This is a genomic window from Halopseudomonas sp. (assembly GCF_041579695.1).
Taxonomy (GTDB): Bacteria; Pseudomonadota; Gammaproteobacteria; order Pseudomonadales; family Pseudomonadaceae; genus Halopseudomonas.
In genome coordinates, this window is sequence record NZ_JBFGFI010000016.1 from 32553 (window position 1) to 50103 (window position 17551).

Annotated in this window: 19 protein-coding genes; 7 read left to right on the top strand and 12 right to left on the bottom strand. The window is 59.6% G+C overall.

Translation table 11 applies throughout. The features are described 5' to 3' along the window. Positions 1-98 precede the first annotated feature (98 nt). Positions 99-1157: a trans-acting enoyl reductase family protein gene (locus ABYA88_RS05575; RefSeq protein ID WP_373185981.1), complete on the top strand. Its 1059-nt coding sequence runs from the start codon at positions 99-101 to the stop codon at positions 1155-1157. Here the strand turns inward: ABYA88_RS05575 and ABYA88_RS05580 are convergent. Next, complete coding sequence (locus tag ABYA88_RS05580) at positions 1128-2030, bottom strand: LysR family transcriptional regulator ArgP (RefSeq protein WP_373185982.1); 903 nt, start codon at positions 2028-2030, stop codon at positions 1128-1130. The two genes, ABYA88_RS05575 and ABYA88_RS05580, sit on opposite strands and share 30 nt — an antisense overlap. A gap of 88 nt (positions 2031-2118) precedes the next feature. On the opposite strand from ABYA88_RS05580, the gene ABYA88_RS05585 reads away from it, so the two are divergent. The 3 genes from ABYA88_RS05585 (at position 2119) to ABYA88_RS05595 (ending at position 5802) form a co-directional block, all read left to right on the top strand. Further along, positions 2119-2721: a LysE/ArgO family amino acid transporter gene (locus ABYA88_RS05585; RefSeq protein ID WP_373185983.1), complete on the top strand. Its 603-nt coding sequence runs from the start codon at positions 2119-2121 to the stop codon at positions 2719-2721. Positions 2722-2942: 221 nt separating this feature from the next. Next, a complete protein-coding gene (gene sodB / locus ABYA88_RS05590) occupies positions 2943-3524 on the top strand; it encodes a superoxide dismutase [Fe] (protein WP_373185984.1) in 582 nt (193 codons plus the stop codon). A 211-nt stretch (positions 3525-3735) separates the two neighbouring features. After that, positions 3736-5802, top strand: a complete 2067-nt coding sequence (locus ABYA88_RS05595) for a putative bifunctional diguanylate cyclase/phosphodiesterase (RefSeq protein WP_373185985.1) — start codon at positions 3736-3738, stop codon at positions 5800-5802. Between the two features lie 12 nt (positions 5803-5814). Here the strand turns inward: ABYA88_RS05595 and ABYA88_RS05600 are convergent, their stop codons facing one another. The 11 genes from ABYA88_RS05600 to ABYA88_RS05650 form a co-directional block, all read right to left on the bottom strand. After that, positions 5815-6741, bottom strand: a complete 927-nt coding sequence (locus ABYA88_RS05600; protein ID WP_373185986.1) for a GIDE domain-containing protein — start codon at positions 6739-6741, stop codon at positions 5815-5817. Further along, on the bottom strand, positions 6738-7319 hold the full coding sequence (locus ABYA88_RS05605) for a LemA family protein (protein ID WP_373185987.1): 582 nt from the start codon (positions 7317-7319) through the stop codon (positions 6738-6740). Before ABYA88_RS05605 ends, ABYA88_RS05600 begins: the two co-directional genes overlap by 4 nt. A 136-nt stretch (positions 7320-7455) precedes the next feature. Continuing rightward, the gene (gene rpoS, locus ABYA88_RS05610) at positions 7456-8460 is read right to left on the bottom strand and encodes an RNA polymerase sigma factor RpoS (RefSeq protein WP_373185997.1); all 1005 of its coding nucleotides are present in this window, start codon (positions 8458-8460) and stop codon (positions 7456-7458) included. Positions 8461-8612: 152 nt separating this feature from the next. Continuing rightward, positions 8613-9428, bottom strand: a complete 816-nt coding sequence (locus ABYA88_RS05615; protein ID WP_373185988.1) for a peptidoglycan DD-metalloendopeptidase family protein — start codon at positions 9426-9428, stop codon at positions 8613-8615. A gap of 48 nt (positions 9429-9476) precedes the next feature. Next, on the bottom strand, positions 9477-10358 hold the full coding sequence (locus ABYA88_RS05620) for a DUF368 domain-containing protein (protein ID WP_373185998.1): 882 nt from the start codon (positions 10356-10358) through the stop codon (positions 9477-9479). Between the two features lie 53 nt (positions 10359-10411). Then, positions 10412-11086 carry a protein-L-isoaspartate(D-aspartate) O-methyltransferase gene (locus ABYA88_RS05625; protein WP_373185989.1) on the bottom strand — a complete coding sequence of 225 codons (675 nt, stop codon included), beginning with the start codon at positions 11084-11086 and terminating at the stop codon, positions 10412-10414. Continuing rightward, positions 11087-11836 carry a 5'/3'-nucleotidase SurE gene (gene surE / locus ABYA88_RS05630; protein ID WP_373185990.1) on the bottom strand — a complete coding sequence of 250 codons (750 nt, stop codon included), beginning with the start codon at positions 11834-11836 and terminating at the stop codon, positions 11087-11089. Next, complete coding sequence (gene truD, locus ABYA88_RS05635) at positions 11836-12900, bottom strand: tRNA pseudouridine(13) synthase TruD (protein ID WP_373185991.1); 1065 nt, start codon at positions 12898-12900, stop codon at positions 11836-11838. The genes surE and truD overlap by 1 nt, the downstream gene beginning before the upstream one ends. 8 nt (positions 12901-12908) lie before the next feature. After that, on the bottom strand, positions 12909-13382 hold the full coding sequence (ispF, locus tag ABYA88_RS05640) for a 2-C-methyl-D-erythritol 2,4-cyclodiphosphate synthase (RefSeq protein ID WP_373185992.1): 474 nt from the start codon (positions 13380-13382) through the stop codon (positions 12909-12911). Between the two features lie 62 nt (positions 13383-13444). Continuing rightward, positions 13445-14293, bottom strand: a complete 849-nt coding sequence (fghA, locus tag ABYA88_RS05645) for an S-formylglutathione hydrolase (RefSeq protein ID WP_373185993.1) — start codon at positions 14291-14293, stop codon at positions 13445-13447. 23 nt (positions 14294-14316) lie between these two features. Further along, on the bottom strand, positions 14317-15429 hold the full coding sequence (locus ABYA88_RS05650) for an S-(hydroxymethyl)glutathione dehydrogenase/class III alcohol dehydrogenase (RefSeq protein WP_373185994.1): 1113 nt from the start codon (positions 15427-15429) through the stop codon (positions 14317-14319). A 110-nt stretch (positions 15430-15539) separates the two neighbouring features. On the opposite strand from ABYA88_RS05650, the gene ABYA88_RS05655 reads away from it, so the two are divergent. The 3 genes from ABYA88_RS05655 to ABYA88_RS05665 all read left to right on the top strand — a co-directional run bounded on the left by ABYA88_RS05655 (position 15540) and on the right by ABYA88_RS05665 (position 17354). Then, complete coding sequence (locus tag ABYA88_RS05655; RefSeq protein ID WP_373185995.1) at positions 15540-16436, top strand: LysR substrate-binding domain-containing protein; 897 nt, start codon at positions 15540-15542, stop codon at positions 16434-16436. A 51-nt stretch (positions 16437-16487) separates the two neighbouring features. Further along, positions 16488-16562 carry a helix-turn-helix domain-containing protein gene (locus tag ABYA88_RS05660; protein WP_373185999.1) on the top strand — a complete coding sequence of 25 codons (75 nt, stop codon included), beginning with the start codon at positions 16488-16490 and terminating at the stop codon, positions 16560-16562. Positions 16563-16673: 111 nt separating this feature from the next. Then, on the top strand, positions 16674-17354 hold the full coding sequence (locus ABYA88_RS05665; RefSeq protein ID WP_373185996.1) for a VOC family protein: 681 nt from the start codon (positions 16674-16676) through the stop codon (positions 17352-17354). Positions 17355-17551: the final 197 nt, after the last annotated feature.

Sequence of the window (17551 nt, forward strand, 5' to 3'; positions counted from 1 at the left end):
CACACCAACGCTCTACTGGCGTTGGGCCGTGTCAGCCGCTAACCTTTGAGCCGGCATACCCGGCACCAGGGGTTCATATTTTCAGACAGGAATAGACAATGCAGCAATGGATGATCTATGGCGCCAATGGCTATACCGGCACGCTGGTAGCGCGCGAAGCAAAAAAACAGGGCCTCGAACCCATTCTGGCCGGCCGCAACCGCGAAGCCGTGGCAAAGTTGGCCGATGAACTTGGCTTTGCGCACCGGGTATTCGATCTGCACGACAGCACCGCCGCCCAGGCGGCGCTTGAGGGTATCGATGCCGTTGCCCATTGCGCCGGGCCCTTCTCGGCCACCAGCCAGCCGATGATTGATGCCTGCCTGGCCAGTCGTTGCCATTATCTGGACATCACCGGCGAGATCGACGTTTTCGTTGCCGCGCAGAAACGACATGAGGATGCGGTTGCCGCAGGGATCGTGATCTGCCCCGGCGTCGGTTTCGATGTCATACCGACCGATTGCGTGGCAGCGACGCTCAAATCCGAATTGCCCGACGCCGACCGCCTTGCACTGGGTTTCGACACCCGCAGCGGATTCTCGCCGGGCACGGCAAAGACCTCGGTCGAGGGTCTGAAAATGGGCGGCAAGATCCGCGAGAAAGACAAGATCCGCACCGTGCCACTGGCCTGGCAAAGCCGCGAGATCGATTTCGGCAACGGCAGCAAGTTTGCCGTGACTATTCCCTGGGGCGACATCGCCACCGCCTGGTATACCACCGGCATCGACAACATCGAAGTGTTCATCCCGATGGCGCCCAGCGCTGCGGCGCGATTGAGAAATCTCGACAAGCTGCGACCCCTGCTCGGCCTGGCGCCGGTACAGGCCCTGCTCAAGCGTCTCGCCGGCAAGCGCGTCAAAGGCCCGGATGCGGATCAACGGGAGAAAGCGCGAACCTATGTGTGGGGCGAAGCGCAAAACCGCGCGGGCAAGAAAGTGACCGCGCGGATCGAGACCGCCAACGGCTATGACGTTACCGTACACGGGGTACTGATGGCAGTGAAGCACGTTCTGGAGAACGAAAATGCACCTGGCTATTTCACGCCCTCCAGGCTGATGGGAGCGCGATGCGTCGAGCGCCTTCCCGGCTCAGGCAGCATGACCATCGGCCAGCAATAACGGACCGTGGATGGCGAGATGGCGGGTCAGGGCTTCCAGCAACCGCCCGCCATGTCGCCAGCAATGCCAGTATAGCGGCACCTCAACGTGGCGGCCCGGTACGATCTCGCGAAGCTCGCCGCTGCGCAGCTGGGCCCTGATCTGCAGCTCCGGCACCATCCCCCAGCCGAGCCCCGCAGATAACATTCGCACGAAGCCTTCCGAAGATGGGCACAAATGATGGCGAAACTCTTCGGTGTAGCCGCAGGCAAGCAGAAACCGGTGCTGCAGGCGGTCATCCGGACCAAATACCACTGCCGGCAGTCTTTCCAGCACCGGACGATAATCAACCGAACCGTTAGCTGCCTCGCCCAGTGCGGCGGGACTGGCCACCGCCAGATAACGCATGCTACCCAACGGCATTGAGCGGGCGCCGGCAACCGGCTCGGCGGTCGCACATACGCAGCCCGCCACATCACCCGCCCGCATGCGCCGCAAAACCACGTCCTGGTCGTCGGTAAGCAAATCCAGCAATAACTGCTCGCGGGCGCAGAAATCGGCCACCGCAGGCGCCCACCAGGTCGCCAGACTGTCAGCATTGAGCGCGATACGCAGCCGGGTCGGACCGTCCTCGCCGCCCACCATGGGCAGATCCTGCTGCAGATCCCGCTCTAGCAGCCTGACCTGCTGGGCATGGTTGAGCAGCCGCTGCCCTGCCGGAGTGGCAGCAGGCGGGGACCCACGCAGCAATATCGGCGCGCCCACCCGCGATTCAAGCAGCTTCACCCGCTGTGAAACCGCCGATTGCGACAGGCCCAGAGCCGCAGCCGCGCGCTCGAAGCCGCCCTGCTCTATTACCGCGGCCAAGGCTTGGAGCAACTTGTAATCGAGCATCAGATATCCTTATAGACAATAAGCATTATTTGTTTCTCTTATACTAAAAGCTACGCCAGAATTCGCTCTCATTCCAGGGAGAGCGCGCATGTACATTATCGAAGGCTATCTGAACGGCCTGCTCATCAGCGCCAGCCTGATTATCGCAATTGGCGCGCAGAATGCATTCGTACTCGGCCAGAGCCTGAAACGCGAACATCATTACAGCGCCGCGCTGTTATGCGTGGCATGCGATTCGCTGCTTATCCTGGCAGGCATATTCGGTCTCGCCGCAGTACTTGAGCATTCCCCCCTGGCTACGCAACTGGCTCGCTGGGGCGGCGTAACTTTTCTGGTTGGCTACGCCATACTCGCGCTGCGGAGGGCTTTTTTTCCCGAGGTTTTGCGCGCAAAACCGCAGCCGGCTCGCTCACGCCGATCAGTACTCCTGGCGACACTGGCAGTCACTCTGCTCAACCCCCACGTTTACCTGGACACGGTGGTACTGATCGGTGCCATTGGCGCCCAGCAAAGCTCCCCCCTGCTCTTTGCCCTGGGAGCCATCAGTGCCTCGGCGCTCTGGTTCGCCAGTCTCGCGCTGGGCGGTGCCTGGCTTTCGCCGTGGCTCGCCAGACCCGTGACCTGGAGGATCATCGACGCTGCTGTCGCGGTTATGATGCTGATTGTTGCCTGGGGCCTTGCCTGGCCCTGAACAGAGCGCTGCAAGCCTGATACCCACATGGACGGTACGTGGATAGCCCCGGTTTCAGATGCTATGATCAATACAACCGTGCAATAACAGACGGGCAACGTCCGCAGACAAGAGACGTCATCGAGCAGGCAATGGCACACCAGCCTGCCGACAACAAACTGAATTCGTATTTTGGGGAATTCCTTTTTCCGTACCCTGATACCTGTAAATGGAGATAAAAAATGGCTTTTGAATTACCAGCACTGCCCTACGAGAAAAACGCTCTGGAGCCGCACATTTCGGCTGAGACCCTCGAATACCACTACGGCAAGCACCACAACACCTACGTCGGCAAGCTGAATGACCTGATCAAGGGCACCGAGTATGCCGAGAAGGATCTGGTAGAAATCGTCAAGACCTCCAGCGGTGGTGTATTCAATAACGCTGCCCAGGTATGGAACCACACTTTCTACTGGAACTGCCTGAGCCCCAACGGCGGCGGCCAACCCAGCGGCGAGCTTGCCGAAGCCATCAACAAGGCTTTCGGTTCCTTTGACAAGTTCAAGGAAGAGTTCACCAATACCGCCATCGGCACCTTCGGTTCCGGCTGGGCCTGGCTGGTGAAAAAGTCCGACGGCTCTCTCGGACTGGCCAGCACTATCGGTGCCGGTAACCCGATCACCTCCGGCGATCATCCTCTGCTGACCTGCGACGTATGGGAACACGCCTACTACATCGACTATCGCAACGCCCGCCCCAAATACATCGAGGCGTTCTGGAACCTGGTCAACTGGGACTTCGTGGCAAAAAACTACGCCGCCTGAACCAGCAACCGCCGTACCAACACACCCCGCCCCGTGCGGGGTGTGTTGTTTCTGGACTGAAAAATGGCGCCCAGGCTTTGACGCAATTACTTACATTGTGGATACTCGTTGCTTGAAAAGCAGCTCCAAGCACGGTATTAAAGTGATGTCAGGCTAATTCTGTCCTGCCAATGTATTAGTCATTCAATCAACAGATCTGGATAAAAATAAGTTGAAACTGGAGCGTCGACACAGCCTTTCGATCAAGCTTTTGCGCCTTGTATTGATGTGGGCGTTGCTTGTCGGGCTGGTATTGAGTCTCGGCCAGATTCTCTACGAGTTCCAGAAAGAGCGCGGCATGATCGACTCCACAGCCAAGCAGATTCTGGCGATGGCCCGCGATCCGGCCACCCAGGCTGTCTACAGTCTGGACCGGGAAATGGCGCTGCAGGTGGTCGAAGGCCTGTTCGAGCATGAAGCCGTGCGTTTTGCCTCGATCGGCCACCCCGATGAAACACCCCTGGCCCGTCGCGAGCGCCCCCTGATCGATTACCCCTACCGGCCACTGACCGACTGGCTGTTCGGCACTGACCAGCACTACAGCATTGAACTGCACGGCCGCGAACCCTACAACGAATACTACGGCGACCTGCGTCTGACGCTGGATACTGCCCCCTACGGCAGGGAGTTTCTCAACCGGTCGATGATCATTATGGTTTCGGGGGTACTTCGCGCCCTGGCGATGGCCCTGGTGCTGTTCCTGATCTATCACCTCCTGCTGACCCGACCCTTGGCCCAGATCATCCGGTACATTGCCGAAATCAATCCGGAACAGCCGGGCAAGATGCACATTCCGATGCTTCACGGGCAGGAAAAAAATGAACTCGGCATCTGGATCCGCAAGGCCAACGAGTTGCTTGAATCAATCGAGCGCAATACGCATAAGCGACGCGAAGCAGAGGCCAGCCTGCTGCACATGGCCCAGCACGACACGCTGACAGGCCTCCCCAATCGAGGCATGCTGCAGGAGCAGCTGGACCGGATTCTCGCCGATGCCGGCCGGCGTCAGCGCGGCGTGGCGATACTCTGTTGCGGCCTTGACGACTTCAAGGAAATCAACGAGCAATTCAGCTACCAGTCAGGCGACAGTCTGCTGGTGGCAGTGGCCGACCGGCTGCGCGCCAGCAGCGGGAGACTCGGTAGCCTGGCACGGCTGGGTGGCGATCAGTTCGCGCTGATTCAGACCGGCGTCAATGAACCCTATGAAGCCGCCGAGCTCGCGCAGACGATTCTCGACGATCTGGCCAAACCCCTGCAGCTCGGCACGCAGACCATCAGCCTGCGGGCGACTATTGGCATAACGCTATTTCCCGATGACGGCGATGATGCCGAGAAGCTGTTGCAGAAAGCCGAACAGACCATGATGCTCGCCAAGGCCCGCTCGAGGAACCGTTACCAGTTTTATATCGCCAGCCTCGACAGCGAGATGCGCGTGCGCCGCGAGCTGGAGAAGGACCTGCGCGGCGCGCTCGCTCGCAATGAGTTCTATCTGGTCTATCAGCCCCAGATCAGCTACGACACCAATGAGGTGGTGGGCGTCGAGGCGCTGCTGCGCTGGCAGCATCCCGAGCGCGGTCTGGTGCCGCCGGACCTGTTCATCCCGCTGGCCGAGCAGAATGGCTGCATTGTCGATATAGGCGAATGGGTGCTGGATCAATCCTGCCGCCAATTGCGCGAATGGCACGACAGCGGGCTTGGTCAACTGCGCATGGCTGTCAACCTGTCTACCGTGCAGTTACACCAGAGCGGGCTGTCAAAGCTGGTCAGCAATCTGATGCAGCGCTACCGTCTGCCCGCCTACAGTCTCGAGTTGGAAGTAACCGAAACCGGTCTGATGGAGGACATTTCGGCCGCCGCCGGTCACCTCAACAGCCTGAAGAAAGCCGGCGTGCTGATTGCTATCGATGACTTTGGTACTGGCTACTCCTCCCTCAGTTATCTGCGCGGCCTTCCGCTGGACAAGATCAAGATCGACAAAAGTTTCGTCCTGGATGTCCTGGAGGATGAGGATGACGCAACCATCGTGCGTGCGATTGCCCAGCTAGGACGCAGCCTGAACATGCAGGTGATTGCCGAAGGGGTGGAAACAGCAGCACAGGAAGCCTATATCGTCGCCCTTGGCTGCAATGAGGGACAGGGTTACTACTACAGCAAACCGCTAACCGCGACGGCCTTTCGCAAATGGCAGAAAGGCTACTCGGTCAGCGAGACCCGCAAGCGAACCGAACGTCTCGTTTGATCGCCTTGCACGTCAGCCAGCCATAGCCAGCCATAGCCAGCCGGTAATCCCCGCCGAAACGACCAGTCCCATCAGACTCCAGAACGACTGCCGTCGCAACCGGCGGCTCAGATGCTCTTCATGATGATCGGACAGAATGAAAGGCAGGCCTCGATGCGGTGCCTTGCCCAGCTCATGCACAGACGGCGCCTGACTTCTGGCGCGGACCTGGCGGCCCGCTTCACGATCGGCCGCGAGCCTCACTTTCTCCCACTCGGGCATATCCAGCTCGCCATCGCGATCGCGGTCAAACCGCGCCAGCAGATCATCATAGTCGGCCTTCCACTGACCGATCACCTGACGGGCTATGCTGTGTTGGTCGATGATTTCACGCCCGCCGCCATGACTCTGGAACCAGCCCAGGGCATAGAGCAACTGGCCATCCTCCAGCCATTCCTCGGTATAGCGATAACGCTTACCTATAAGCCCCGCCAGGATACCGGTACGTAATGCATGCCCGGCGGGCCAGCGCCGATGCCCCTCCCAGCGGCGCACCCTGCTGGGGTGAACCTCGGCGCCCTGCGGCGCAATCCAGCAGGAGCCGGTATCGTCACCTAGCAGAAAAGGCCGTTCCGAGCAGCCCTGCTCAACCGTGCGCCATTGGCTATTCTTGCCGCTGCGGCGGTACTCCTCGACGCGAAAGCGGTACCAGAGGCAGTCGATTTCGCCCAGTGGCGAGACGAGCGGCGTATGGCCGCCGGACCCCAGGTGCCCCTTCAATTCGACCAGACCCTGCGCCGCCGAGCGGATACGCGAGGTCGGTGTATCCTCGATCCAGCGCGCTCGCCGCAGCCGCGTGAGCATCCGGTACAGCAGTGCCAGCGTAATGCCGGTCGTCGCCGCCAGCACTAGCGCGTAATAACCCGCCGACAGCGATACGACGCCATGTACGTCGATCATGAAAACAACGCGCGCATATCAACATCAGCGGTGTCAGCTTCGGAAAACTGCAGCAACTCTGCCTTGGGAAAATCGAACATCCGCGCCACCAACACGTCTGGAAACTGCTCGATACGCACGTTATTGATATTGACCGCCTCGTTGTACAACTCGCGCCGGTCCGCGATGCCGCTTTCCAGTCCGCTGATACGCGATTGCAGATGCAGGAACGATTCGCTGGCCTTGAGTTCGGGATAGTTCTCGGCAAGGGCGAACAACTGGCCCAGACCTGTTCTGAGCGCCGTCTCTGCCCGGCCGACAGCTTTGACGTCAGCCTGTTCACGCGCTTGGGCGGCCGCATTGCGGGCTCGCACCACCTGCTCCAGGGTTTGTTGCTCATGCTGCATGTAACGTCGGCAGGCCTCGACCAGTTTGGGCAATTCATCGTGGCGTTGACGCATCAACACGTCAATATTTGCCCAGGCCTTGCTCACCGCATGCTTGATACTTACGAGCTGGTTATACAGCAGCGCTGCATAGAGAAACGTAACGATCAGAGCGGCAAGCACCGCTAACGTGATGGGGCTAGTCAGATCCATGGATCACTCTCCTTGTAGTAACTGGCCGTTACCAATAATGGCAACTGCAGTGCTCGTTATAACCCAACCTTGCCTATTATCGCAGACAATAAAAAACCCGGGTCGCCTGATCCGGGTTTCGATGACAGCCTGACGCCTACTGGAATATTGATTCTCCGCTCAGCCCGTGCTGCTCGAGAATCTCGCGCAGACGCTTGAGCGCCTCGACCTGGATCTGTCTGACGCGCTCGCGGGTCAGACCGATTTCCCGACCTACTTCCTCAAGGGTGCTGCTCTCATGGCCACGCAGCCCGAAACGCCGAGTGACTACCTCTCGCTGCTTTTCGCTCAGCTCGGACAGCCAATGGTCGATGCTGGTATTGAGATCATCATCCTGCAGCAGTTCAAAGGGGTCGGTAGCCTGGTCGTCGGTCAGGGTATCGAGCAGAGTCTTGTCCGAGTCAGGCCCAAAGGACATGTCGATCGAGGCTACCCGTTCGTTGAGACCCAGCATCCGCTTAACGTCCTCGACAGGCTTGTCGAGTAGCTGGGATATTTCTTCCGGGGACGGTTCGTGATCCAGCTTCTGGGTGAGCTCGCGCGCGGCCCGCAGGTATATGTTCAGCTCCTTGACCACATGGATTGGCAACCGGATCGTGCGGGTCTGGTTCATGATCGCCCGTTCGATGGTCTGGCGAATCCACCATGTGGCGTAGGTCGAGAAGCGGAAACCACGCTCCGGATCGAACTTTTCCACCGCCCTGATCAGGCCCAGATTACCCTCCTCGATCAGGTCCAGCAGCGTCAGGCCCCGATTGACGTAACGCCGCGCAATCTTGACCACCAGGCGCAGGTTACTCTCGATCATTCGCTTGCGGCCGGCAGGATCGCCCTTTTGCGCCAAGCGGGCAAAGTGCACTTCCTCCTCAGGGGTAAGCAGCGGGGAAAAACCGATTTCGTTCAGGTACAACTGGGTAGCGTCCAGCTGTTTGGTAAATTCAAAGGCGTTTTCGCGCTTGTGGGTGCGCGGGGTAACCGGACTCTTTCTCGTCGAGCCAGATTCGGTGGATGGCTCTTCAGCACTGCCGGCCGGTTTCTTTTCAAGCGTTGCAACGTCCTCGTCGAGAACCTGCCCGGAATCCATATTGTCATTCAACGCCATGCTTGCATGCCCCATTTCGGTTCGAATCACGTGCGGTTAGCGCTTCCGGCCTGTCGGTTGTGCGCTTAACACAATGGACAACCTTTTCGGTCTATTGTTCTGCCAAAAACGCAAACATCTGCTTTAACAGCGATGGCTACTTATTTTTTAACCTAAAGCTTCGGCAAATAGACCAGCGGATCGACCGGTTGTCCCTTGCGACGTATTTCAAAATGTAACTTTACCCGGTCGGTGCCCGTGCCGCCCATTTCGGCAATCTTCTGCCCCGATTTGACCCTGTCACCTTCCTTTACCAGCAGCCGGCTATTGTGAGCGTAGGCGCTAAGGTAGGTTTCATCATGTTTGACAATGATCATTTCGCCGTAACCCAGCAGCCCGCGCCCCGCATAAACCACTGCGCCATCGGCAGCCGCATTCACAGGCTGCCCCTGTTTACCGGCAATATCAATGCCTTTATTCAAACTCCCATTCGACTGGAAGCGCGATATCAGGGGCCCCTGGGCAGGCCAGCTCCAGCCGGACACCTTTGCCGGCAAGTTGGGGGTGGCCACAGTTTTCGTAGGGGCCTGACGGGTGACTGCCGGACTCGGTCTTGACGGAGCGGGCGCAATGACGCGAGGTGTCATTGGCCGTGATGCAGCAACGGTTGGTGAGGCTGCTCGGCTGCCGCCCCGGGGCCGCAGACTGATTTCCTGGCCCGGGTAGATAGTAAAGGGTTGCCGCAGATTATTGGCGCGAGCCAGTTCCTTCCAGTCCCAACCATAGCGGAAGGCGATCTGATAAAGGGTTTCTCCGCGCTGGACGCGGTGCGTGCCTGAGGTGACCGGCTGCATCTGCTTGCCACCACCGCGACCACGATCATCTATCGGCACCACGCCCGAAGGCCCGGCACAGGCAATGAGCAATAGCGCGAGCAGCAGCAAACCCAGTTGTTTCACTCCAAGCACGGCAATTCTCACGTCAGACACTTACGGCCCCTGGCCTGTTTGAACAACGGACGCATCAGGATGCAGACCTCATCGGGTTCGCCGTCCCAGCCATTCCAATGCCGATACTAATACCACGGCGAACAGCATCAATGCCAACCCGGCTTGCCAGTATGACGGTTCTCCGAGTAACGACTCGTATTGCGTCGGCCAGATGTTTTCCTGCATTAGCGGAACGGATTCACCCTGACTGTTCTCTCTCCGGGTGAGCGTCTGCTTCCAGGGCCAGACCATGTTCAGCGAGCCGATCAGCAGGCCGGTGAGAAAGGCCAACGTGATATGCCGCACATGGTTCAGTAACCAGCCCAGCAGACGGGAAAAGCACAGCAGGCCAGCTACACAGCCGAGCATGAAAATCCCCAGCAAGGCTACATCGAAGCCCTTAACCGCGTTGAGCACAGTGGTGTACAGCCCCAGCAACAACAGAATGAAGCTGCCCGATATACCCGGCAGGATCATTGCGCAGATGGCAATCGAGCCGGCCAGAAACAGCATCAAGGGTGTCGCCTCCCATTGCAGCGGCACCGCCACCGTAATCAGGTAAGCAAATACCGCTCCTCCTATCAGGGCAGCGACGGTACCTGCGTTCCAGCGACCGATCTGCTGCCCCACCAGCCATATCGATACCAGGATCAGGCCGAAGAAAAAAGACCAGATGAGCTCTGGCCAGGCCACTAGCAGATAGCTGATGAGCCGCGCCAGACTGGCAATACTGGTGAAAATGCCTGCCATCAGCACCAGCAGAAAGGTACCGTCAATGGCTGTCCAGGTTTCTCGCCAGCGTCCCTGGCACAGCCAGAGGAGCTTGGCTGGCGTGCATGCCGCGATGGCTGCCAGCAGACGCTCGTAAATACCACTGATAAAGGCGATGGTGCCACCGGATACCCCGGGAACCACGTCGGCAGCGCCCATCGCCAGACCTTTGCAAAACACGATAAACAGGGAACTGAAGCTGTCCGGCTTGCTCAAGATCGTATGGCTCCTGCCAACAGAGGTACAAAATTCACTGGCTCGACCTGCTGGCGGATAAATTCATCGCCCTCGCGTATTACCAGCGTCAGGTATTGTTCGTGCTGGCCGACAGGAATCACCATGCGCCCCCCATCAGCCAGTTGATTGAGCAGTTCGACCGGCACCTCCGCCGGTGCGGCGGTTACCAGGATTGCATCGTAGGGACCGTACTGGGGCCAACCCCAGTTGCCGTCGGAGTGGCGAAATACCACGTTGCGCACATCGATCGCCTTCAGCGTTTCCTTGGCCCGCTCCTGCAGCGGATAGATACGCTCGACGGTAAAGACCCGCTCGACTACCTGGGCCAGCACAGCCGTCTGGTAACCGGATCCGGTGCCGACCTCCAGCACCTTGTCCAGCGGCCCGCCACCCAGCAGCAGCTCGGTCATGCGCGCCACTGTGTAGGGCTGCGACAGCGTCTGGTTATGCCCAATCGGTAGCGCGGTATCTTCGTAGGCCCGGTGTGAAAGCGCTTCATCCACAAACAGGTGTCGCGGGGTCCGGCGCATTGTTTCCAGCACATGCAGATTGCGGATACCTTCCTCAAACAGGCGCTCGAGCAGGCGCTCGCGCGTGCGCTGGGAGGTCATGCCGATTCCGTGGCGGTTCATATCTTCGCGTACTGCCATTCAATCAAGCCCCTGCAGCCACTGACCCAGATGGTCGAACACCTCAAAATGGGTCTTGTCCACGCGCAGCGGGGTGACCGAGACGTAACCCTGCATGACCGCGTGAAAATCGGTACCTTCTCCACCGTCCTCGACATCGCCGGCGACGGAGATCCAGTAGCCTTCCTTACCGCGGGGGTCAACCCAGCGGACCGGCCTGGCTGCCCGGGAGCGATGCCCGAGCCGGGTAAGGCGAATGCCCTTGATCTGCTCAGGCGGCAAGTTGGGAATATTGACGTTGAGAATGGTCCGCGGCGGCAGATCCAACTGGTCGTGGGTCTCAACCATGCGCCGTGCGATAGCCGCGGCGGTAGCCATATTGTCCGCCTGACGGCCCACCAGGGAAAATGCCATGGCCGTGCGTGAGAGGAAACGGCCTTCCAGCGCGGCGGCGACTGTGCCGGAATACAGCACGTCATCACCGAGGTTGGCGCCGTGGTTGATCCCGGACACCACCATATCGATGTTGTCCTCATAGAAGGCATTAAGCCCTAGGTGAACGCAGTCGGTGGGTGTGCCATTGAGCCCGACAAACCCGTTCTCCAGGGTGAACGGACGCAGTGGCCGATCCAGGCTCAACGAACTGCTCGCACCACTTCGGTCTTCATGGGGCGCCACGACCACGCAATCCGCGTAGTCGCTCAGCGCGCCGTGCAGGGCCTTGACGCCGGGCGCCAGAACGCCATCATCGTTGGTGATCAAAATTCGCATCAGATTTCGCTTTCCAGTCCGCCGCCCGGCTCGTCATCGAGTATGACCAGCTCACGTAACACCGCTGTTGCAAAACAACCGGTCGGCAAGGTGAATTCAAGTTCCAGGCTATCCGGTGAGGGATAATGCCATGCCAGCGCTCCTATGGGGAGGCGCAAGATCCTGCGCGCCTGTTCCAGCCCGGCTTTTTCCAGCCACCGGGCCAGTACCGGCTCGGCGGCAACCGATTCCTGCTCCATCATCAGGGTCTGGCCACTGACCGGCGATTCGCCCAGGCCCCATAGCGCGCCGGTTGGGTGCAGATCCAGCGCGGCAAGGCGCGGATCATCGCTATCCAGGCGCTCGGCGGCAAACTGGCTGCGACTGTTGGTGAATGCCAGGCAGTCACCGGGCAATACCCGGTTCCAGGTAGCGTCAGCCACGCGCCCGGCCAGCAGCCTGTTGAATAACAGGCTGCGTGCGGTGGACAGCAGCCGCGAACGGGTGCCCCGCGCTGGCGGTAACGCCTCGCGCAGTGCCCAGCTGCGCGCATCGTGTACATTGCTGCCGCCGCGGCCGAAGCGCTGCGGACCGAAATAGTTGGGCACGCCCTGGCTGGCAATCTGCTGCAGGCGTGCCTCCAGCGCCGGTCTGTCGGCCTGCAGTTGATTCAGCCGTATCACGAACCGGTTCGCACTGTGGGCTCCGCGTTGCAGCTTACGGCTGTGCCGCTGCGCGGCAAGGCAGCGCAGACTGTCATTCCAGAGCGCAGCAAAATCCGGATCCTCGCGGCCGGGCAGTTGCAGGCTGAACCACTGACAGGTGACTGCCAGCCGGTCCTTCATGCCGGCATAACTCACGTCACGCAGCTTTACCCCGGCCAGCCGCGCCAGTTGCCTGGCTACCTCCTCGGTATTCTGATTACGCTTCTCGATCAGCAACCAGAGGTGCTCCCCGGCACCACTGAGTTCGATATCCATGACCTCGGTCACCCGGAAGTCCTCAGGGGTGGCTTTCAGAACGGCGCGGCCACAGGGCGGGCCCCAGGCCAGCGGACCAAGCAGATCAAGGTTCGCAGCTGTCATCGAATAGCTCACAGGGGTGCCAACAATGCGACCGCATGCACTGCGATACCTTCCTCGCGACCGACAAAGCCGAGCTTTTCGGTGGTTGTGGCCTTGACGTTGACCTGGTCGCGGTCAACCTGCAGATCGGTGGCGATAATCTCGCACATCGCCTGAATATGCGGTGCCATTTTCGGCGCCTGGGCAACAATGGTTGCGTCGATGTTACCGACTCGCCAGCCTTTGACCTGCACCAGCGTCAACGCATGGCGCAGCAGCGCGCGGCTGTCTGCCCCACGAAAGCGTTCATCGGTATCCGGAAAATGCTGGCCTATATCCCCCAGTCCAGCGGCGCCGAGCAGCGCATCGGTGAGTGCATGGAGCAATACATCGCCGTCGGAGTGCGCAATCAGGCCCTGCCGGTGCGCGATGCGCACACCGCCGAGGATGATGGAATCGCCTTCGCCAAAGCAATGAACGTCATAACCGTGCCCGATGCGCATGAAATACCCCCCCCCGATTGATCAGGGGGAGATCTTACAGTGTGGCAGCGGAAGCTTGAAGCTCAGGTGCGACCCATTGCTTCGGCGTGATAACGCAAATGGTCTTCGATAAAGGTCGCGATGAAATAATAGCTGTGGTCGTAGCCCGGCTGACGGCGCAGGGTCAGCGGATGCCCTACCGCTGCGGCTGCTTTTTCCAGTGCCTCGGGGCTCAGCTGCTGAATGAATTCATCGCCTTCACCCTGATCGATCAGCAGCGGCAAGCGCTCGCTGGCATCGGCAATCAGCTCGCAGGTGTCCCACTTCTTCCATTGCTCTGCGTCCGCGCCCAGATACCGCCCGAGTGCTTTCTGCCCCCAGGGCACCTGACTCGGGTTGGTAATCGGCGCAAGCGCGGAAACAGACTTATAACGGCCGGGGTTTTTCAGCGCGCAGATCAGGGCGCCGTGACCGCCCATCGAGTGACCGAAAATACTCCGCCGTTCCGACACCGGAAAATTAGCTTCCACCAGTTTCGGCAGCTCGTCGGTCACATAATCGTACATCCGGTAGTTACGTGCCCAGGGCTCTTCGGTGGCGTTGAGGTAAAACCCGGCGCCCATGCCAAAGTCGTAGGCCCCATCGGGATCATCGGGCACACCCTCACCCCGGGGGCTGGTGTCCGGCGCAACAATGACCACCCCAAGCTCGGCAGCCACGCGCTGGGCGCCGGCTTTCTGCATGAAGTTCTCGTCGGTACAGGTCAGTCCGGACAACCAGTAGGCAACCGGCAGCGGTTGACCCTGATCGGCCTGCGGCGGCAGATAGATCGCAAAGGTCATATCACAGGAAGTAGCGGCAGAACGATGGCGATAACGCTTGTGCCAACCGCCAAAGCTCTTGTTGGCGGAAATCAGTTCGATGTCAGACATGGGAAATCCTCTTGCCGCTTGCCTTAAAAGTGTATGACCGTGCGGATGCTCTTGCCTTCGTGCATCAGGTCAAATGCCTTGTTGATATCCTCAAGCCCCATGGTATGGGTGATGAAGGTATCCAGCGGAATCTCACCGCTCTGCGACTTGGCCACATAGCCCGGCAGTTCGGTACGGCCTTTCACGCCACCAAAGGCGCTTCCACGCCAGACCCGACCAGTCACCAACTGGAAGGGGCGCGTGCTGATTTCCTGGCCCGCGCCGGCAACACCGATGATGGTCGATTCGCCCCAGCCCTTGTGCGCGCACTCCAGAGCGGCGCGCATCAACTGCACGTTGCCCACGCACTCGAAGGAATAGTCCACACCGCCGTCGGTCATCTCGACGATGACTTCCTGAATCGGCTTGTCATGATCCTTCGGATTGACGAAGTCAGTGGCGCCCAGCTCCCGCGCGATATCGAATTTCGACGGATTGATGTCGATGGCAATGATGCGGCTGGCCTTGGCCATGGTCGCGCCGATGATGGCCGCCAGGCCGATGCCACCCAGGCCGAAGATGGCCACCGTGGCGCCCTCTTCCACCTTAGCAGTATTGAGTACCGCGCCGATGCCGGTGGTCACACCACAGCCCAGCAGGCAGACCTTCTCCAGCGGCGCATCCTTGGGGATCTTCGCCAGGGAGATTTCCGGCAGTACCGTGTACTCGGAAAAGGTCGAGCAACCCATATAGTGGTAGATCGGCTTGCCCTGATAGGAAAAACGCGAAGTGCCGTCGGGCATGACGCCCTTGCCCTGAGTGCCGCGCACAGCCTGGCACAGGTTGGTCTTGCCCGACTTGCAGAATTTGCATTCACGGCACTCGGCGGTATACAGCGGGATCACATGATCACCCACCTCCAGCGAAGTGACGCCCTCGCCCACGGCCTCGACTATCCCGCCACCCTCGTGACCCAGAATCGCCGGAAAGATACCCTCGGGGTCTTCACCTGAGAGCGTGAAGGCGTCGGTATGACACACGCCGCTGGCGACGATACGTACCAGCACCTCGCCCTTTTGTGGAGGTGCTACATCCACTTCGACAATTTCCAACGGTTTACCAGCTTCGAACGCCACAGCGGCTCGTGATTTGATCATGGGTATCTCCAGCGGATGATTACGATGGAAACAGTGTAGTAGAAGCGCCAGGCGTGGATAATAGACCCGATTGCAAAACATTATTGCCATACAGGGATAAACAGACTGCCATGAGCAACTGGGACGGACTGGACGAGTTTGTAAGTGTCGCGGAGCTGGGTCAGTTCAGCGGTGCGGCAAAGCAGCTGGGCGTGTCTTCGTCCCATGTCAGCCGACAGATTGCGCGACTGGAAGACCGCCTGCAGACGCGGCTGTTCTACCGCAGCACACGCAAGGTGAGCCTGACCGAAGCGGGTCAGACCTTTCTGCAGCATTGCCAACGGCTGCAGGATGCCCGCGAAGAGGCGCTGCAAGCTATTGGCGATATGGGCGGTGAGCCAAAGGGGCTCTTGCGCATGACCTGTGCTGTAGCCTATGGCGAGGATTTCATCATGCCACTGGTCAATCAGTTCATGCAGCGTTACCCCAAGCTGCGCATCGAGACCACGCTGACCAACCAGACGCTGGACCTGCTGCACGGCAGCTATGACCTGGCCATCCGCCTGGGACGGCTGCCCGACTCCAGCATGGTAGCGACGCGGATAGCGCCCAGACGCATGTATCTGTGCGGCTCGCCGACCTATCTCGAGCACCATGGCGCGCCGCATAGCCTGTCAGAGCTGCCGCGGCATAATTGCCTGATAGGCAGTAGCGACAGCTGGGATTTCCAGCAGGCCGGACGCGAACTGGCGATCCGCGTCCAGGGCAACTGGCGCTGCAATAGCGGCAAGGCTGTACTGGATGCGGCCCTGATGGGTTTCGGGCTGTGCCAATTGCCCGACTACTATGTGCGCGAGCACCTGCGCAGCGGCGCGCTACGTTCGCTACTGAATCATCATCAACCGCCGCATACCGCGGTCTGGGCCCTTTATCCGCAGCAGCGTCATCTCTCGCCGAAGGTGCGGCAATTGATCGAGGATCTGAAACAGGGCCTGGCTGAAAGACCGGAGTATCGAGAGGAACCCTGAAAACCGCCAAAAGAATCGGCATAGCACAATAGCCATGCAGGTGTTCGGGGAGTGTTAAGTCAGGTTCGGCTGACGGCCGACATGCTGGGCATTACCCGGCGCACCCTGTACCGCTGGCTGGAATGACAGGCTCGGGTTAATCAGCAGGGCTGATCAATGTCGATTCCGCCGGTGATTGCAGAATCAATAGTTGACACGATCGGCTAAGGTCATCTTTTTACTTACGGAGCCTCCGCCATGTCTTTTGCCAAGGACTTCTTCGATGTTGGCCTATTCACCAACCAGGCCGATGCCATACGCGCCTATTACAGCGAGCTGGGTCTGCCGTTCGATCACACCCTGAAACTCGGCGGCGGCGTTTTACAGCACCGCTATCAGGCGGACAGCGCGGTGCTGAAGATCAACGATGCACGTGACCCGCTACCTCCGCGGCCGGCAGGTAACCCACTGATCGAGCTGATCATCGCCAGCCAGAACTGCACTTCCCCGATCACCAGCGCCGACCCCGACGGCACGCCGGTTACCTGCGTACCCCCGGGGCACGACGGCATACAGGGCCTGGCGGTGCGTCTGGCGGTTGCCAGCATTAAGCTAAGCAGCACATTTTATACCGGCGCAATGGGCCTCACCGAGGTATCGCCGGGCGTGCTGCGCTGCGGCCACGGTCTGTTGCTGCTGCAACAGACCGAAAAAAATAACCCGGATGAATCGCCCCTGGCTGCAACGGGATTGCGTTATCTGACCCTGCAGGTATTCGACTGCGACACCGCCTATGCCAAGGCCGTGCAGGCCGGGGCAACCAGCGGCCGCGAACCGGTGACCCTTGGCAACACTGCGCGAATTGCATTCGTATGCGACCCTGACGGAGTATGGATCGAAATATCCGAACGGGCCTCGGTTACCGGTAAAGCAGTCTGAAAGATGCATGGATGAGGGCCTGAGGCGCCAGAACCACAACGGTAGAAAAGGACATCAACCGTGAACCACTGCAAAACCGTACAAAGCCTTATCCTGATGTCGCTGACCAGCCTTGTGCTGTCACCGGCTGCGGCAGAAACGCTAAGCCTGGTCAGCGGGAACGACTACCCGCCCTTTTCCGGTACCGACCTGACCCG

Excerpts from the sequence above, each read along its gene's own strand:
- ABYA88_RS05575 (WP_373185981.1), top strand. The coding sequence starts at position 99 with ATGCAGCAATGGATGATCTATGGCGCCAATGGCTATACCGGCACGCTG.
- truD (WP_373185991.1), bottom strand. The coding sequence starts at position 12,900 with ATGACAGCTGCGAACCTTGATCTGCTTGGTCCGCTGGCCTGGGGCCCG.
- ABYA88_RS05620 (WP_373185998.1), bottom strand. The coding sequence starts at position 10,358 with ATGGGCGCTGCCGACGTGGTTCCCGGGGTATCCGGTGGCACCATCGCC.
- ABYA88_RS05655 (WP_373185995.1), top strand. The coding sequence starts at position 15,540 with ATGAGCAACTGGGACGGACTGGACGAGTTTGTAAGTGTCGCGGAGCTG.
- ispF (WP_373185992.1), bottom strand. The coding sequence starts at position 13,382 with ATGCGCATCGGGCACGGTTATGACGTTCATTGCTTTGGCGAAGGCGAT.
- ABYA88_RS05665 (WP_373185996.1), top strand. The coding sequence starts at position 16,674 with ATGTCTTTTGCCAAGGACTTCTTCGATGTTGGCCTATTCACCAACCAG.
- sodB (WP_373185984.1), top strand. The coding sequence starts at position 2,943 with ATGGCTTTTGAATTACCAGCACTGCCCTACGAGAAAAACGCTCTGGAG.
- ABYA88_RS05600 (WP_373185986.1), bottom strand. The coding sequence starts at position 6,741 with ATGATCGACGTACATGGCGTCGTATCGCTGTCGGCGGGTTATTACGCG.
- ABYA88_RS05605 (WP_373185987.1), bottom strand. The coding sequence starts at position 7,319 with ATGGATCTGACTAGCCCCATCACGTTAGCGGTGCTTGCCGCTCTGATC.
- fghA (WP_373185993.1), bottom strand. The coding sequence starts at position 14,293 with ATGTCTGACATCGAACTGATTTCCGCCAACAAGAGCTTTGGCGGTTGG.
- surE (WP_373185990.1), bottom strand. The coding sequence starts at position 11,836 with ATGCGAATTTTGATCACCAACGATGATGGCGTTCTGGCGCCCGGCGTC.
- ABYA88_RS05580 (WP_373185982.1), bottom strand. The coding sequence starts at position 2,030 with ATGCTCGATTACAAGTTGCTCCAAGCCTTGGCCGCGGTAATAGAGCAG.
- ABYA88_RS05585 (WP_373185983.1), top strand. The coding sequence starts at position 2,119 with ATGTACATTATCGAAGGCTATCTGAACGGCCTGCTCATCAGCGCCAGC.
- rpoS (WP_373185997.1), bottom strand. The coding sequence starts at position 8,460 with ATGGCGTTGAATGACAATATGGATTCCGGGCAGGTTCTCGACGAGGAC.
- ABYA88_RS05625 (WP_373185989.1), bottom strand. The coding sequence starts at position 11,086 with ATGGCAGTACGCGAAGATATGAACCGCCACGGAATCGGCATGACCTCC.
- ABYA88_RS05650 (WP_373185994.1), bottom strand. The coding sequence starts at position 15,429 with ATGATCAAATCACGAGCCGCTGTGGCGTTCGAAGCTGGTAAACCGTTG.